This window comes from Larkinella harenae (assembly GCF_054780515.1).
Genome location: NZ_BAAGWE010000002.1, coordinates 626051 through 642434 on the forward strand (window position 1 = coordinate 626051; position 16384 = coordinate 642434).

At 52.8% G+C, this 16384-nt stretch carries 16 protein-coding genes; 6 read left to right on the plus strand and 10 right to left on the minus strand.

The features are described 5' to 3' along the window. Nucleotides 1-13 precede the first annotated feature (13 nt). Both ACYVH9_RS13980 and moaA read right to left on the minus strand, forming a co-directional pair. Entirely contained in the window at nucleotides 14-2434 is a 2421-nt protein-coding gene (locus tag ACYVH9_RS13980) for an ABC transporter permease (RefSeq protein WP_460636977.1), read from the minus strand. 261 nt (nucleotides 2435-2695) lie between these two features. Beyond that, on the minus strand, nucleotides 2696-3676 hold the full coding sequence (gene moaA / locus ACYVH9_RS13985) for a GTP 3',8-cyclase MoaA (protein WP_460637592.1): 981 nt from the start codon (nucleotides 3674-3676) through the stop codon (nucleotides 2696-2698). Between the two features lie 137 nt (nucleotides 3677-3813). Between moaA and ACYVH9_RS13990 the strand changes: the two genes are divergently transcribed. The 5 genes from ACYVH9_RS13990 to ACYVH9_RS14010 all read left to right on the plus strand — a co-directional run bounded on the left by ACYVH9_RS13990 (nucleotide 3814) and on the right by ACYVH9_RS14010 (nucleotide 7633). Next, nucleotides 3814-4335: an RNA polymerase sigma factor gene (locus tag ACYVH9_RS13990; protein ID WP_460637593.1), complete on the plus strand. Its 522-nt coding sequence runs from the start codon at nucleotides 3814-3816 to the stop codon at nucleotides 4333-4335. Nucleotides 4336-4382: 47 nt separating this feature from the next. Beyond that, complete coding sequence (locus ACYVH9_RS13995; RefSeq protein ID WP_460636978.1) at nucleotides 4383-5198, plus strand: HEAT repeat domain-containing protein; 816 nt, start codon at nucleotides 4383-4385, stop codon at nucleotides 5196-5198. Nucleotides 5199-5271: 73 nt separating this feature from the next. Beyond that, on the plus strand, nucleotides 5272-6141 hold the full coding sequence (locus ACYVH9_RS14000; RefSeq protein ID WP_460636979.1) for a DUF4097 family beta strand repeat-containing protein: 870 nt from the start codon (nucleotides 5272-5274) through the stop codon (nucleotides 6139-6141). A 114-nt stretch (nucleotides 6142-6255) separates the two neighbouring features. Continuing rightward, on the plus strand, nucleotides 6256-7125 hold the full coding sequence (locus ACYVH9_RS14005; RefSeq protein WP_460636980.1) for a DUF4097 family beta strand repeat-containing protein: 870 nt from the start codon (nucleotides 6256-6258) through the stop codon (nucleotides 7123-7125). Between the two features lie 88 nt (nucleotides 7126-7213). Next, the gene (locus ACYVH9_RS14010) at nucleotides 7214-7633 is read left to right on the plus strand and encodes an organic hydroperoxide resistance protein (RefSeq protein ID WP_460636981.1); all 420 of its coding nucleotides are present in this window, start codon (nucleotides 7214-7216) and stop codon (nucleotides 7631-7633) included. Nucleotides 7634-7741: 108 nt separating this feature from the next. Here ACYVH9_RS14010 and ACYVH9_RS14015 read toward each other — a convergent pair whose 3' ends face one another. Next, nucleotides 7742-8158, minus strand: a complete 417-nt coding sequence (locus tag ACYVH9_RS14015; protein WP_460636982.1) for a phage holin family protein — start codon at nucleotides 8156-8158, stop codon at nucleotides 7742-7744. A gap of 82 nt (nucleotides 8159-8240) precedes the next feature. On the opposite strand from ACYVH9_RS14015, the gene ACYVH9_RS14020 reads away from it, so the two are divergent. Beyond that, on the plus strand, nucleotides 8241-8978 hold the full coding sequence (locus tag ACYVH9_RS14020) for a class I SAM-dependent methyltransferase (protein ID WP_460636983.1): 738 nt from the start codon (nucleotides 8241-8243) through the stop codon (nucleotides 8976-8978). Between the two features lie 25 nt (nucleotides 8979-9003). On the opposite strand, the gene ACYVH9_RS14025 is transcribed toward ACYVH9_RS14020, so the two are convergent. The 7 genes from ACYVH9_RS14025 to ACYVH9_RS14055 all read right to left on the minus strand — a co-directional run bounded on the left by ACYVH9_RS14025 (nucleotide 9004) and on the right by ACYVH9_RS14055 (nucleotide 16361). Continuing rightward, a complete protein-coding gene (locus ACYVH9_RS14025; RefSeq protein ID WP_460636984.1) occupies nucleotides 9004-10602 on the minus strand; it encodes a Na+/H+ antiporter in 1599 nt (532 codons plus the stop codon). A 193-nt stretch (nucleotides 10603-10795) separates the two neighbouring features. Continuing rightward, a complete protein-coding gene (locus ACYVH9_RS14030) occupies nucleotides 10796-13870 on the minus strand; it encodes an outer membrane beta-barrel protein (RefSeq protein ID WP_460636985.1) in 3075 nt (1024 codons plus the stop codon). 140 nt (nucleotides 13871-14010) lie between these two features. After that, nucleotides 14011-14349 carry a hypothetical protein gene (locus ACYVH9_RS14035; protein ID WP_460636986.1) on the minus strand — a complete coding sequence of 113 codons (339 nt, stop codon included), beginning with the start codon at nucleotides 14347-14349 and terminating at the stop codon, nucleotides 14011-14013. Nucleotides 14350-14422: 73 nt separating this feature from the next. Then, nucleotides 14423-14938 carry a Spy/CpxP family protein refolding chaperone gene (locus ACYVH9_RS14040; RefSeq protein ID WP_460636987.1) on the minus strand — a complete coding sequence of 172 codons (516 nt, stop codon included), beginning with the start codon at nucleotides 14936-14938 and terminating at the stop codon, nucleotides 14423-14425. After that, complete coding sequence (locus ACYVH9_RS14045) at nucleotides 14931-15284, minus strand: hypothetical protein (protein ID WP_460636988.1); 354 nt, start codon at nucleotides 15282-15284, stop codon at nucleotides 14931-14933. Before ACYVH9_RS14045 ends, ACYVH9_RS14040 begins: the two co-directional genes overlap by 8 nt. A 4-nt stretch (nucleotides 15285-15288) precedes the next feature. Beyond that, nucleotides 15289-15894: an RNA polymerase sigma factor gene (locus ACYVH9_RS14050; RefSeq protein ID WP_460636989.1), complete on the minus strand. Its 606-nt coding sequence runs from the start codon at nucleotides 15892-15894 to the stop codon at nucleotides 15289-15291. Nucleotides 15895-16010: 116 nt separating this feature from the next. Continuing rightward, nucleotides 16011-16361, minus strand: coding sequence for a cupin domain-containing protein (locus ACYVH9_RS14055; protein WP_460636990.1), 351 nt, complete (start codon nucleotides 16359-16361; stop codon nucleotides 16011-16013). Between the last annotated feature and the right edge of the window lie 23 nt (nucleotides 16362-16384).

Genomic DNA, 16384 nt, shown 5'->3' on the forward strand with positions numbered 1-16384 from the left:
GTCCTCGTTTGATTTATTCGCCCCGCAGGCTGTTGACCGGATTCACCAGGGCGGCTTTGATGGACTGAAAACTGATGGTCAGCAGGGCGACAGCAATGGCCAAAACGCCGGTCAGCGCAAACATCCACCATTCCACGGCAATTTTGTATTCAAAAGCCTGCAACCACTTGCTCATGGCATACCAGGCAACGGGCGACGCCAGCACAATGGCCATCAGTATCAGCTTGACAAACTCCCGGGAAAGAAGGCCCACGATACTCCCCACCGAAGCGCCCAGCACCTTGCGAACCCCAATCTCCTTGGTGCGCTGTTCGGCCGTGAACGTAGCCAGACCGAGTAAACCGAGACAGGCCACAAAGATGGTCAGGCCGGAGAAAATACCGAGAATCTGGCCAATCCGCTGCTCCGATTCGTACGTTTTCATAAACCGTTCGTCCAGGAACGAATAGGAAAAGGGCTGATCGGCTTTAAAATCGGTCCATTGCTTTTTAATAGAAGACAGCAGGCCGGAGATATCGCGGGTTTTCACTTTAGCGATCATGGTGCCGTTGTTTTTCCCCAAGACCATAACCAGGGGCGTAATTTTTTCGTGTAAAGACCGAAAGTGAAAATCTTTCACAACGCCAACCACCTGATAAGTCGCTTCAATTCCTTCCTTGTTGGGCCGCGTAATTGTTCGACCGATGGCATTGGTTTTCCAGCCAAACGCCTTAGCCGCCGTTTCATTAATAATCACCGCCGTTGAATCGGTCCCAAAGGCTTGGGAGAAATTTCGCCCGGTTATCATTTCCATGCCCAGCGTCGGAATGTAGTTGTAATCAATATCATAGCGAAGCGTCTTGATTAGCTGGGTCGCCTGCCTATCGGGGTAAACAAAAAAGTTGTTGTTGTAACTCGGTCCGGCGGGCAGATAACCAGAATGGCTGACGTTGACTACGCGCGGGTCCTGCAGCAGCACATCCCGAAAAACCTCCTCTTTCGGCCCCAATGCCCAGGTGTTTGACAACACCAGCACCTGATCTTTGTCGTACCCCAGTTTCTTACTCTGAATATAATCAAGTTGCCGGTATACTACGGTTGTACCCACCATCAGCAGGATGGCAATAAAAAACTGAAAAACCACCAGTCCACTGCGCAGGCTAATGCCGCTTTTGCCCTGATGAAACCGGCCTTTCAGAACTGCCACGGGTTTGAACGACGCCAGGAACAGAGCCGGATAACTGCCCGCCAAAACACCAACGAGCAGGCCAAACAGCAGCAAACCCGGCAATAGCCAGGGCGCATCGACAAGGTTAAACGCCAGGGCTTTGCCGGATAAGCGATTAAAGAGCGGTAAGGCTGCGTAAACCAGCCCCAATGCAACAACCAGCGCAAAGGCCGTCAACAGCAGCGACTCAATCAGGAACTGAAAGGCCAGCTCCAGCCGCAGTGACCCCATCACTTTCCGAATACCCACCTCCTTGGCCCGTTTGGAAGCTCCGGCAGTTGAGAGGTTCATAAAGTTGATGCTGGCAATCAGCAGTACAAACAGGGCCACGGCACTGAACAGGTAAATGTACTGGATGTTACCAGCCGGTTCGAGGTCGTACGGCGAATCCGAATGCAGGTGAATCTCCGTCAACGGTTGCAGAAACAGTCCAAGGTCATTGCCCTTCTGGCGGAATTGGGCGTATTTCATTCCAAAAGCCGTTTCGATCTGCGGCCCCATGTACTTCTCGACGACCTGCGGCAGTTTAGCCTCCAGCTGCTTGTGATCGTAGCCTTTGGGCAGCACCAGATAGGTAAAAAATTCGGACGTCATCCAGGAGGTCGATTTGGATTCTTCCAGACTCGCCATCGAGGTAAACATATCGAAATGGAAGTGCGAATTCACCGGAATTTCGTCCATCACGCCGGTCACCGTCAACGGTACGTTATTGCCTTTGACCTGGATCGTTTTTCCCAGAACATTGTCGTGCCCGAACATCTTCAAAGCCGTCGGTCTGGTCAGAACAACGGTATTGGGTTGACTTAGGGCCGTTTTCGGATTGCCCTGCACCAGCGGAAAGCTAAACACCTGAAAGAAATTGGAATCGGCAAATGCCATGCTTTCCTCGTTGAACAATTTGTTGCCAATCAGAAACTGGGGCATTCCGCCATGACGCAGCCGCGTTGCTTCCTGCACCTCGGCGTAATCGGCCTGGAGCGTGCGGGCCACGGGTGGCATCACGTGCGCTTCATTCATTTTGCCGCCCTGCACCGTGCCCCGGAACACCACGCGGACAATGCGGTCGGCTTTCTCGTGAAACCGGTCGAAGCTCAGTTCAGCCAGCACAAACAAGCTGATCAGCAGACAAGTTGCCAAACCAATGGCCAAGCCAACAATGTTGATGGCCGAAAAGGCGCGGTTACGCAGCAGATTCCGCCAGGCGATTTTGAAGTAATTCCGTAGCATAGTAAGATCGAAGAGTAGAGCTCAACCAGGAGATTGTTCCTGAGTAGCCCCGTACAGTAAACGAGCAATCAAAAATTATGCAATAAAAGGTACTATGTAATGCATGATACACCAAAGGCAGCCTGAGTCAATGAACGGTTTTTGAAGTGTGATCGCTTAGACAAGATCGGCAACGGCTGTCCGCACAGGGACAGTAGCTGTCCATCAATGGACAGAAGCAGAGCCTTTTTCTAACTAAAGAGAAGTAAGGGAGCCCTCAGTCTAGCCGCCAATGGTCGACATGGACTCTGTCACCGGGCCGCGTTCGCGTTCGGCTTCAAAACCGTTTTTGGGCCGGTGGGCAAACGCTTTCAGAAAAGCAGCGGTTAGCTCGGCGTCCGTTGCTCCCGCGCGCATGAGTTGGCGAACGTCCAGCACACCGTTGTCGTACAGGCAGGTTTTGAGCGTTCCCTGCGCCGTCAGGCGGATGCGGTTACAGCTTCCACAGAAGGTGCGCGTGAAGGCCGCAATGATGCCGATGGTTCCCTGATAACCGGGGACCTGATAAGTTGTTGAGGTCGAGAATGGCGAGTCGATCTGGCGTTTCAGGCCAGGATACAGCGTTTGTACTTCCTGCAAAATCCGGCGGTGAGTCCAGTTCAAAACCGGGTAGTGGCTGCCTTCGCCGTTGAACGGCATTTCTTCGATAAACCGCACGTCGACAGGATGATCGCGGGTGAGTTCGGCCAGCAGTGGAATGTCTTCAATGTTCTTTCCTTCCATCACAACGGCGTTCAGCTTGACCGGCACACCGTGCGCCAGCAATGCATCCAGCGTACCCCGAACGGCGGGCAGCTCGTCGCGCCGGGTAATCTGCCGAAACCGCTCCCGGTCGAGCGTATCGATGCTCAGATTGACGGAGCCAATGCCCATGCGCACGAGTTCCGGCACGAGCGGTTGAGTCAATACGCCGTTGGTCGTGATATTCAGCTCGTCAACGCCCTCGATGGCTTTCAGGCGCCAGAGAAAATCCATCAAACCGTTGCGCACGAACGGTTCTCCGCCCGTAATCCGGATTTTCGACACGCCCAGCCGCGCCAGTACCCGCACCAGCCGCTCCATCTCTTCGTAGGTCAGCAACTGGTGTTTGGGCAGGTATTTGATTCCCTCTTCTGGCATGCAGTAAAAACACCGCAAATTGCAACGGTCGGTTACGGCTAGCCGCAGATAGGTGATAGGACGATTGTGGTTGTCGAAAATCATTGTAAGCAAATTACAAAAAAGAAGGAAAAAAAATTTCTTCTCCTGCTGTAACCTTCCCAACTTCCGAAAGTTTCCACCACCAGATTCGACAAACCGCAACACACATTCCGTTGAAATCGCTGACCGACAACACGCTCATGCTTCAGGTGAAGGAAGGCAATCTGGAAAAGATGGGCCTGCTCTTCGAGCGCTACCACCGCGCCCTCTTTGGCTTTCTGTACCACATGACCGGGCAGACCGACGCGAGCGAAGACCTGGTGCAGAACGTATTTTACCGGATGCTGAAATACCGGCATACATTCACCGGCGAAGGCGAGTTTCGGACGTGGATGTATCACCTGGCGCGTAACGTGCTGGCGGATCATGTCCGGAAAAACCGGCACTCACTCCATCATTACGACGTAGCCGATTTTGTCGAAAAAATTAGCGGGGGTGCGTCGGCAGAAGAACAAATGCAGAAAGAACAGGAAATCGCATCACTGCACGACGCCCTGCGAACATTGAATCCGGAATACCGCGAAGTGCTGATTTTAAGCCGTTTTCAGGAACTGAAATACGACGAAATTGCCCGGATTCTGGACACCACCGAGGGGGCCGTCAAAGTGCGGGTTCACCGGGCCATGAACGAACTAAAACGTGTGTATTCGCAGCGGGCGTAGGGCTTCAGCCCAGAAACCGTACGCCTGTTGCTCAACGCCATATAACCATGAACTGTGAAAGCGCAAAGGAACAATTAATTGACTTGCTGACCCATCAGCTACCGGATACGGAGCGAATGACCATCGAAACGCATCTGGCGCAGTGTCCCGACTGCCAGGCCGAACTGGAAGCCACCCGGCACCTCTGGCGCGCAATGGGCAGCGTACCCGAACCCGAACCCGGCGAAAAAGTACGGACGCAGTTTTACGCCATGCTCGAAACCTACCAGCACGCGGAAGCCCGCAAACGGCAACGGTCCTGGAAAAGCATCCTCCGCCGGGCTAGACGGTTTTTAACGCCCCAGTTGGCCGTTCGGGTAGCCTACAGTCTGGCGCTGGTGCTGGCTGGTGTTGCGGGCGGTTACTGGCTCAACGTGCGAAACAAACCGGCTTACGAATTACAGATCAGCGCGCTGGATGCGCAGGTGAAAGAAATGCGGCAGACGGTTTTATTATCGCTGCTCGAAAATCAGTCGGCCACGGAGCGGCTGCGGGCGGTGGAATACACAAAAGACATCGACCACGCCGACGAAAAAGTGGTGGAAGCCCTGCTGAGCACGCTCAACAACGATGCAAACGAGAACGTGCGGCTGGTGACGCTGGAAGCCCTGGTTCCGCTGGCGTCGGACCCAAAAGTTCGGGAAGGCCTGGTGCAGTCCATCGTCAAACAGGAGTCGCCCCTGGTGCAGGCAGCCCTGGCCGATGTCATGGTCAAATTGCAGGAGAAACGCTCGCTCAAACCGCTAAAGCAATTGCTCCGGCAGGAAGGCCTCAACGATTTCGTCAAAGTTAAAATACAGCAGTCTATCAAGGATTTAACCTAGAAATGATCGGTACGGCAAGCGAAAAAATTTTCCTTTTGCCCCACTTCTTTTTCACTCTAACAAACAACTACTTATGAAACCGTATATCTCCCTCCTTCTGGCCGGGCTGGTGCTTTTCTGTGCCTCCGCGTCCGCCCAAACCCAGGAATTCAAGAATCACATCAGCAAAGAATTTACCCTCTCGAAAGACGCCGGAAGCACCACACTTGCCATCTACAATGTCAACGGTTTTATTAAAGTGGAAGGCTATTCGGGCAGTAAGGTGGTGGTGGAAGTGGACCGTACGTTGTCGGCCAAAACGCCGGAATTACTGGAACAGGGCAAAAGAGAGTTTTTGCTTCAGTTTGATCAGGACGCCGACAGCATCATTGCGTACATTGCCCAGCCGTTCGACTCCCGCCCAAACCGCAACAACTGGAAAGACGGTACCAACCACCGGCGAATCGATTATCAATACGACCTCGATTTTACCATCAAGGTTCCGTACGCCATGAACTTGCACGTGTCGACCATCAACGGCGGGGATGTGACGGTGAAAGACGTAATCGGTTCGTTAGTTGCGCACAACATCAACGGTAAAATTACGCTGACCAACATCAAAGGTGCGACCAATGCCCGGACCATCAATGGCAATGTTGAGGCCAACTACCTGAGTGTACCACCCGATGCCTCGAACTATTACACGCTAAACGGCGACATTAAGATCAGCTACCCGGCCAGCTTGTCCGCTGACCTGAGTTTCAAAACGTTTCAGGGCGACTTTTACACCGATTTTCCCAACGCTGAATTGATGCCCGCGCAGGTGACCAAAACGCAGGAAAAGAAAGGCGACGGAACGGTCTACAAACTCAACAAAAATTCGGCCATCCGCATCGGTAAAGGTGGCCAAAAGCTTCATTTTGAAACCTTTAACGGCAGTGTATACATCAAAAAGCAATCCTGATCTGCCCGACTATTTGACAAGACTGGATCATAAAACCGTAGAACAAACTAGCAGAGATACCGTCTGTTATCTCTTGCCCATCACCGATCATCTTTAGTAAACAATCTGAATACCATGAAAACGAACCGTGTTAATACCGTCCTTTTGCTTTTGATATCACTCGCTGGCTATCAGCCGCTCTATGCCCAGAACGACCTGAAAGAACAGCTGGTGGTTCCGTTGAGCGAACCCAACAAACCGGGTTCGCTTCAGGTCAACCTGATCAACGGGTCTATCCGCGTCACGGGATACAACGGCAAAGATGTCGTGATTGATGCATCAACGGGAGCCGACTCGGGGGGCCAAAACGCCCGACTAAATGAGCGCAAAACAACCAGTGATGACAAACCCGACGAGCTGGCCAACGGCATGAAAAAGCTTTCCTCGCGCGGAGGGCTGGATCTGACCGCCCGGGAGAAAAACAATGCTGTGACCCTCAACTCGGCGTCCATCAACCGGACAGTCAACCTGAACATCAAGGTTCCCCAGCAATTTTCGCTCAAAATCAGCACCATCAACAACGGCGATATTGTGGTTGAGAATGTAACCGGCGAGCTGGAAGTCAAAAACGTCAATGGCCCGGTCCAGCTTACTAACGTGGGCGGGTCTGCGGTAGCCAATAGCATTAACGGTCCGGTAAAGGCGACGTTCCGTACCGTCAACGCCGACGCTCCAATGGCCTTCTCAACCCTCAATGGCAACCTGGATGTGACATTTCCGGCCAATGCCAAATTCAACGTTAAACTCAAATCCGATCAGGGTGACATCTTCACCGACTTCGACGTGGACGTAGACAAATCCCAGCCCAAAGGCACCCGGTCCAGCCAGGATGGCATGTACAAGGTCAGTATCGACGACTGGGTGCAGGGAAAAGTAAACGGTGGAGGGCGCGAGGTGATGATGAAAAACATGCACGGCAACATCTACATTCGAAAAGTGAAATAGCCGTTGTTCGCAACCATTCCATGCTACTAACGGTTTTCAGGAAAACCGTTGGCAACAGCCCGGCTCGGGCTGTTGCTGTTTTTTCAACATGGAGAAATTGTATACGGCGAAAGCCACCGCAACCGGAGGCCGCAACGGCCACGTAAAATCACACGATGGCGCACTTGATGTCGATGTGCGCGTACCGAAAGAAATGGGCGGCCCCAGCGGCACCTATCTCAACCCGGAAACTTTATTTGCAGCGGGTTATGCCGCTTGTTTCGACAGTGCCCTGAGCCTGATCATTCGCACGCAAAAAATTGAAGCAGGTACCACCAGTACCACCGCTCAGGTCAGCATTGGCAAAAACGACGCGGGCGGGTTCGGCCTGTCGGTGATCCTGGAAGTCCAGATTCCGGGGGTAGAACGCTCCAAAGCCGAAGAACTGGTAAAAAAAGCCCACGAGGTTTGTCCTTACTCCAACGCCACCCGCGGCAATGTAGAGGTTGACTTAAGAGTGTTGAATTAAGCCAGGCCGTCCTAAAAAAACCGCTGGAGACCTGTCTCCAGCGGTTTTTTTAGGATCGTACCAATTGTGATCGGGTCGGATTACAAAGTCAACTCAGCGCCCAACCAATCAAATACGCCAATCAGCTACGACAGCCGGTGTCAGCAGCATCGCTTCCTGCTCACGCAGTTCAATGACTTCGGGAGAAGGTGCCAGGGCTCCATCAACCAAACCGCCAACAACAGCCACCGTGACGGCAATAACCAGGGCAGGCCAGAAACCAACAATGGTGAAACTCCCCATCATTTTGTCGATAACCTTTAAAAGAATCGCGGTTACCACAATTCGGACAATACCCGTTAGTAAGAAGAACGTTACCAAATTGAGCGGAAAACGAAGCAGCCAGCCCACCAGGAAGTTAAGAACGGCCAGAATGACCGCGATCAGCAAGGCCGTGCCGAAGCTTTTTACGTCGACCTGGGGCATCAGATACGCCAAACCGAAGATGACGGCGGCATCCAGTAATAAGTGCAAAATGAGATTCATACCTAAGAGCGAATGGTGGAAAATAATCTCTAAACACTTTCTTTAGCCGCTTGTTCAACCCTAAACGGTTTTCCTGACCACAATGAAAAAAATACCCGGCCTGATTGGTCTTGTCTTTTTACTGGCTTACACCCTCTGCGGCTTTTCGTTTGGCCAGTCCACTGGTGCCGCAGGCAGTAGGCCGAAAGGTCCTTATCACTACCGAACAGCGGCTTACGACGGCATTGGCAAAGTGTATATGGGACGGGAAATCTCGCAGGTCATGGGCCATTTGGGGGCCGCCTGGCTCGACCGTCCGGAGCGCGAACAGGAAGAGCGCACCGACCTGTTGCTGGAAGCGCTGAGTCTGAAACCAACGGATGTGGTGGCCGACGTGGGTGCCGGAACCGGTTACTTTACCTTTCTGATGGCTCCCAAAGTACCCAAAGGCAAGGTGCTGGCCGTCGATATCGAACCGGACATGATCAACGATCTGAACCAAACGAAGCGAAAGAGCGGCTTACAAAACGTCGAACCGGTTCTGGGTACGATCACCGACCCTAAACTGCCCGCCAACGGGATAAACCTGGCCATTATGATCGACGCTTATCACGAGTTTTCGCACCCGCGCGAAATGATGACGAACATCGTTCGGGCGCTTAAACCGGGCGGACGTGTGGTGCTGGTCGAATACCGGGCTGAAGACCCGAACGTACTCATTAAACCGCACCACAAAATGAGTATTGCCCAAGCCACCCGCGAAATGAAGGCCGTTGGTTTATCCCTGAAAACCGTTTATAAAAAATTGCCGCAGCAACACGTTCTGATTTTTCAGAAATAACCGTCCGTTAGCGACGGTTTTCCATTTACTGAACCAGATAACTGTTTTTTACCTGTTCCAGGTCCAGCTGCGCTTCTATTTTCCGAACCACCTCTTCATCAAATTCCTCCTGTCGCCGAAGCCGATCCAGTTCCAAGCGTTTGGTCTGATGAAGCCGATCCAGGGCTTCATGATACTGCGCCAGTAGCGGTCCATCCCGATCCGATGCCATAATTTGATTGAGCCGCAACCCACTATTCAGCCGATTCCTTAAATTAACCAGCAACTCATTATCAGCCAGTTGCCCACGATACCCATTTTCCAGTTCCCGCAAAGCGGCTTCCTGCAATTTTCGATTGATGGTAGCCGCCTGTTGTTCTTCGGGGATACGAGGAAAGAGTTCTTTTGGATGCAGCCAGCGAATAACCCACGGCAACGTTAGCCCCTGAAACACCAGTGTTACCAGAATTACCACAAACGTGATGAAAAGAATCAGCGAACGATGCGGAAACGGCTGTCCGCCCAGCGTGAGGGGTATCGACAAAGCCGCTGCCAACGAAACCACCCCCCGCATTCCGGCCCAGCCCAGTACCAGGGGGCCCCGCCAGCCCGTATTTTTCACCGCCACCGTAATAAATCGACCGGCAATGCGGGTCCACCAGGCCGCAATCAGGGCAAACACCAACCGCACCACAATGAGTACCGCCGAGATCAATAACCCATACCAAATGGCATCTGTCAGCGAATAGTCGGAATAATCTTTCAGCCCCTGTACCACCACCGGCAATTCCAGCCCGATCAACACAAAAACAACCCCATTGATGATAAAAATAACCGTGTCCCACATCGACAACCCCTCGACCCGTTCGGTGTAGTTAAGAATGCGATGGCTGTGGTTGGACAAAAACAACCCACCTGCCACCACCGCAATGACGCCCGAATAATGAAAATGTTCGGCGGATATGTACATGATATACGGTGCCAGAAACGTCAGCAGAATGCTGATGCGCGACTCCATCGGAATCCAGCGGTGGATGACGTAGAAAACACCGGCTATCGCCAGACCGATCACTCCGCCAATCAACGTGACCAGCACAAAATCAACCGCTACCTCCTGCAAAACGAACGTGCCTGACGTAATGGCTCCCATCGCAAACCGAAACACAATCAGGCTGGATGCGTCATTGATCAGGCTTTCGCCCTGCAAGATATTGAGTGTACTCTTGGGAGCTTCAATATCTTTCAGAACCGAACTGGCAGCCACCGCATCCGGGGGCGACACGATTCCGCCCAGTAAAAAACCGAACGCCAGCGTGAAACCGGGAATAAATTCCACCGATGTGTAGGCAACGGCGGTGGCGGTCAGAATCACGAGGCCAAACGCCAGCACCAGCACGATGCGTCGCCAGCGCCAGAGTTCCCGCCAAGACATATACCAGGCGGCCTCGTAGAGCAGGGGGGGCAGAAAAACCAGAAAAATGAGATCGGGTTCAATGGTTAGCAGCGGTACGCCCGGAATCAGACTTACCAACAATCCACCAATCACCAGAAAAATAGGCGTTGGAATGCGCAGCCGCCGGGCCAGAGTAGCCAGCAACGCCATTCCCATCAGCAGGGTCAATCCCAGCAAAACCACTTCACGCATGGTTGGGTACGGTTTGAAAATAAAAGTACGGTATCGAAAACAATTCTCCCCCGGGCGAGTTTATATAATCAGTACATCGCTGATAGCCGGGGATACTGTGAAAGGTATCTGATTTGTAAAAATAACCGTTTATTAAGCGATAAAAAAAGCCAGGTGACTTACGTCGTCTGGCTTTCTTTTTTTGGTCAGGCTTTTAGTTATTTCCTGGGCCCGGCGGACGGCCTCCACCCGGGGCCCGTCCCCCTCCGGCCCCATCCCGCCAATTCGGGCGGTCGGGCCGTTCATTGGACCCGCCGTTGCCGCGTGAAGGAGCGGCTTTGAACTGGCGCAGGTTGTAGGTAAACGTGAGCATAAAATACCGCTGCAACACCTGCGCACGGCTGTTTTCAACGTACGTATCGGTTTGGGTCACGTTCAGGCTGTTGTTTTGCTTCAGAATATCGAAAACCGACACCCGCAGCTCACCCCGCTGATCTTTCAGGAACTTCTTGCCCACGGCGGCATTCCAGAGTGTATACTGCTGATTGACACTGCCGTTGAAACCCGCATAACGCTGATTGGAAAGATCGGACTGCAACACCAGCCCCGGCCCAAAGATCCAGTTGATCCGCCCACTCAGTACCTGATAATAATACTTGTTGTTGTTTTGGGCCTGCAACGAGTATTTCACATCATTGAAGTTTCCCGAATACGAGAGCGAGAAGTCCAGATTCTGGCTGATGTTACTGCTCAGGTTGACTCCCTGCGACCAGGTTGTGGTATTGGCGTTGTTGATCTGGCCGTTGATCAGGCTGGGCGAACTACTGTAGCCATTTCCGCCATTGAGGCTGATGTTGCTCTTGATAAATTTCAGCGGAGTGCTGTACGTCACGAACGAACGCAGGCTCCACAAACCGCTCAGGTTGACTGGGCGCGTCAGCTGAACGCCCTGGCCCAGCGTGGTGCCATCGGGCAAAGTAGCGGTTCCGTTGCTGATCAGCGTCGAATTTGCAATGTAGTTATTGGTCGAACTGAGGTTGACAAACACAAACAAGCTACGGCCTTTCACGGGCTTGGTCAGCTGGTAGCGTGCCGATACGTTGTGGCTGTACGATTGTTTCAACTCCGGATTCCCCGCAGTAAGGAACAACGGATTCGAGTTGTCGATTACATTCTGAAGTTGTGTAACGCCCGGTGCCTGGGTGTTGGTCCGGTAAAACATCCGGATGCGGCTGTCGGTCGAGAGCCGGATATCGAGCATGGCCGACGGCAGCAGGTTATTGAACTGCGCCCGAACGTCGTTGTTCAGCGGAAAAATCTGGTCGCTGATCAGGTCGGCCCGCTGGAAATTCATGTTTACGTTCAAGCCCATTTTGGGCGAACGGTAATTGTAGCCCACCCCGGCCTGATTGGTCAGGTAATCGTTCTGGAAGGTGTTCGACAGCAAGGAGTCCAGTTGATCGTAACGCTGCGTTGCCGGATTGTATCGATTGGTGCGCCGAGTAGCATCGCTGTAGCGATAAGTCGTGGTGTAGTTAAATTGCAGTTGACTCAATTTACTCAACGGTTCCGTGAAAGCAGCATTGAGCGAATACTGGTAACTGGGCGTATTGTTGGTTGTGATCTGATCGATGCGCTGATCCGGCGTTGTCCCTGTGAAGTACTCGTTCAGCGACAATTGCGTATTTTCCCGATCCTGGGTGCTGATCTGCGTTCCGAAATTTACGGAAAGTGAACGCCCTCGCTTGGCAAACCGGTGCCGGAACAAAATATTGTTGGTAAAATTGAAAGCGCGCGTGTGGGCGGTATAATCGGTATTGGTCCGGTTGAGCAGCAAACTATCGGGCGGCAGGATTGGATTAAAGTTGTTGCCCAGCGATGGATTCCCGGACAGGCTGTCGGCTGCCAGGTACGTAATCCCTTCCACCCGGCTCATTGAATTATTATTCTGCCAGCGCAAGCGGGGTGTAATCAGCAGCGAATTGTTGGAATTAATCGTGTATTCCAGCCGGAAGTCCAGCCGATGATTGTAGTTTTCGGTCCGGCTGATGGTATTTTCGAAGTAGTTCTGGCTCGCATTTTCGGCCAGTGTATAGCGCCGAAAAACCGTCTGGGCGTTGTTATTGTTGCTGTTGTTGAAAAAGTAGCTTCCCCGAAACGTCAGATGCTTGCCCCAGTCGTCGGAGAAGTTGAGGCCAATCGAGTTGGTTTTGTTGATCCCGCTCTGCTGGCCGACCAAAAAGTTGTCGCTTCCACCACCCCCACCAAAATTGCCACCGCCCCCTCCGCGGCCACCTCCTCCTCCACCACCACGACCTCCGCGGCCACCGCCCCCACCCCGGCCAAAGCTACCTCCTCCGCCGTCGCCACTGGCCACGCCGGTCAGGTCCTGTGCCGAGAAGTTTTGCTGGTTGATGTTGTTGCTTAAACCGACAATCGACAAACGCCGGGCCCCGTTGAAGAGGTTAACATTGCCCCCCGCCGAGTACGTGCCGCTAGTTCCGTAACCGCCGTATACCCGGCCAAAAACACCATTCTGCCGGTCGCCCCGCGTCACGATGTTGATGGTTTTGGTCGTGTTGCCATCGTTAAAACCGGTAAACTGCGACTGATCGCTCATGCGGTCGAACACCTCGATTTTATCAACGACCTCCGCCGGTAAGTTGCGAAGCGCAATACTGGGGTCATCGCCAAAGAAGATTTTTCCATCCACCAGCACCTGCTGCACATCTTCCCCCTGCGCCTTGACAGTTCCGTTTTCGACGGTAATACCCGGCATTTTCTTAATCAGATCTTCCGTTGAGGCATCGCGCGTCACCTTGAACGCATCGGCATTCAACTGAAGTGTATCGCCTTTCTGCTGGGCGGGCGGTATTTGCCCCTTGATCACCACCTCTTTCAGTGTTTTCGAATCTTCTACCAGCGTAATAGTTCCCAACTCCTGAACCGGCTCCGTAATCGTAATGATTTTGTCATAATCCTGAAACCCCAGATACGTTGCCTTGACCCGGTACGCCTGTGGGCTCAGGTTCGCAAACGAAAAAACCCCACTCGTATCCGTCACGGTATACTGTTTCTGGGTCGTATCCTGCTGCATCGTCAGAATGACGGGCACCCCGATCAAAGCCCCATTCTGCGGATCGACGACCTTTCCGGTCAACTGGTTGGTCTGGGCAAGCAACGGTGAAACCGAACACAGGAATAACAGCAACCATCCGCAAACACGGAAAATTAACCGTTTGGTCCAAACGGTATCGGGACGAAACAAGGGGAGTGAATTTGCAATCATTAGTCCAACGGATGAAAATGGCCCGATTCAAAAGACACATTTCCGTCAGGTACCAACGGCTATCCTGACGGAAATGTGAATGGGTGAGATGGCTAAAAAACGCTCAACAACGAATCCAGAACCTATACGGTTTATTGGGCTTATTTGTTTGGATTATTACCGCCCGGTCCGCCCCGGCGACCCCGCATAGCCCGCTCTTCTTTGAACGTACCTTTGGAATCAAAAATCACAATTTTGCGGGTCGTATCGGCGGCCACCACCAGCATGTAGTTGTCTTCCTTGTCTTTCATGATCCGGCGAACCGCCAGCCCCGGGTACTTATCCTTCACGTAGGTCATCACCGGTGCGGGCAGGGCACTTTCTTCCACCTGCGTCATGTCCTGCATCCGTCCCCGTCCACCACCCGGTCTGTTCTGGGCGTTGCTTTCAAAAACCGTCAATCCCGCCAGCAACAAGGCCACACACATCACTTTTTTCATAGTATTCATTTGTTTAGTTGTCCTGTTTAGATGTGAAGCCGCCGGAAACCCTGCGGCTGATCCCGAAAAAAAATCATTCTTTTTCTGAACGGTCTTTCCGACCCGAATCCGGGCGGTGTCTTCCCGGCCAGCCCGACCCACCCATCGGGCCGAATCCGGGCCGTTCGGCCAGCACCTGCTTGAGTTTTTGCCGCTGCTCGGGCGTACACAACGCGCTCACCTGCCGAAAATGCAGGAGGTTCAGCACATCCAGCCGGGCGTTTTTTTCTTCCAGTTGCTGCGCCCGCTGCAACAACTGCCCGTCGGTCAGGGTTGAATCCGTCACCAGTTCAAAAAACCGTCGGCGTTCCCGGCGCAGCGAGTCGAGCAAAGGCCGTATGGTCTGGAAGTGCTTCTGGCGCATAACCCGGTACGTTGTCCGCTGTTCATCCGAAAAACCGAGGGTTTTGGATAAATACGAACGGCCGTCTCCGCGGGCCGACCGGTGGTGGCGCGGGCCGAGCCAGATCCAGGCCATCAGCCCCGCGTTTAACAGCATAAGGGCGACAATAATCCCGACCAGCAGCCGATAGCGTTTTCGATCATTCATCGACAAAAGCGGTTTGGTGGTTCAACTGATAATCCTGCACAAAAGCTTCGTAGGTGCCGGGGTCTGTTTCCGGAACAGCGGGGCGGTTTTGCCAGACCGCCACGGCAATGTTCATGGCAACCAGCAGGCCAAGCGTTCCGAAGGCATAGGCCGGTTTTTTCAACCACCACGGCAACACAGCCGCTGCTTCTGACGACTCACGACGGAATCCTAATTGGGTTTCCAACCGGGTCTCCAACCGGGTCTCCAACCGGGTATAAAAAAAGGGGCGGGGTTGGGCGCGGTTGAGTTTTCCCAACTTCCGAAACCGGTCCTCCCACTGTTGATTTTCTTCGTTTTGGTTCATGGCGTCACGGGTTCTTTCTCTCCTGGTAAAACGGTGTCAATTGTTTGCGTAAATGCTGTTTGGCACGGTGCAGCAGCGATTCTACCGCAGAGACTGTCACCTGCATCACCTCCGCAATTTCGCGGTGGCTCTGTTCTTCGATATAATGCAAAACAAACGCTACTTTCTGCTTATCAGCCAATTGATTAATGGTTTTAAAAAGGGTACTCATCTCTTCCCGCTGCTCCAGCGAAACGCCCGGGTGATGAAAATCAGGCGGATCGTGCAGCACTTCATTGTTCGCGCCAAACAAGCTCGTCAGCAGCGAAAACCGCTTTTGCGCTTTCCGTTTGCGGAGCAGTTCCAGGGCTTTCGTGGTTGTGATGCGGTAGAGCCAGGTGGTCAGCCGGGCCTCTTCCCGAAACTGGCTGACGGTTTGGTAAACTTCCACGAAAACTTCCTGCGCAATATCCTCGGCCTCTTCGGATTGCTGCACAATCGCCAGAGCGGTGTTATAGACCTTGCCCTGATGCCTCTCAACCAGCATCCGGAAGGCCGATTCCTGACCGGCTTTCAGCGCAGCGATTAGTTCGGACTCCTGCAAACGGGCGGTATCGTTAAAGGTGAACACACGGGATTAGGTGCGAAAGTTGAAGAAATCCTGCGGGTTGGATGCAGTTTTTTTGATAAAAACAAAAAAGCACCACGCCGGTTTGACGTGGTGTTTTCCAACCAGTGGCGGCTCATTCATCCACCAACCGCTGTTCTGTCATTCTTCGTTGTCGGCTGCGAGATAACCAGAAACTCAAGCCGATCGTCGGTTTCGTTGGCAATGTAGTGCTGCGTTTGGGGATTGATCAAAATGCCCCGATGAGTCGCAACAACCATTTTCTCCGTGTCCACGTAAAAGGTGGCCGTTCCACTCAAAATATAGAAAAACTGCTGAGCATGGCTGTGGAAATGCAACTGCTCTCTTGTTCCGGCTGGCATACGTTCTTCTTTCACGGATAGCCCTTCGGTATCGGCCAAAACCCAGCTATCGCAGTGGCTCCCCCACGAATAATGGTCGGCGGATTGTTTATCAATCGGTTTGTTCATCAGCGTATTAACAATAAACTCAG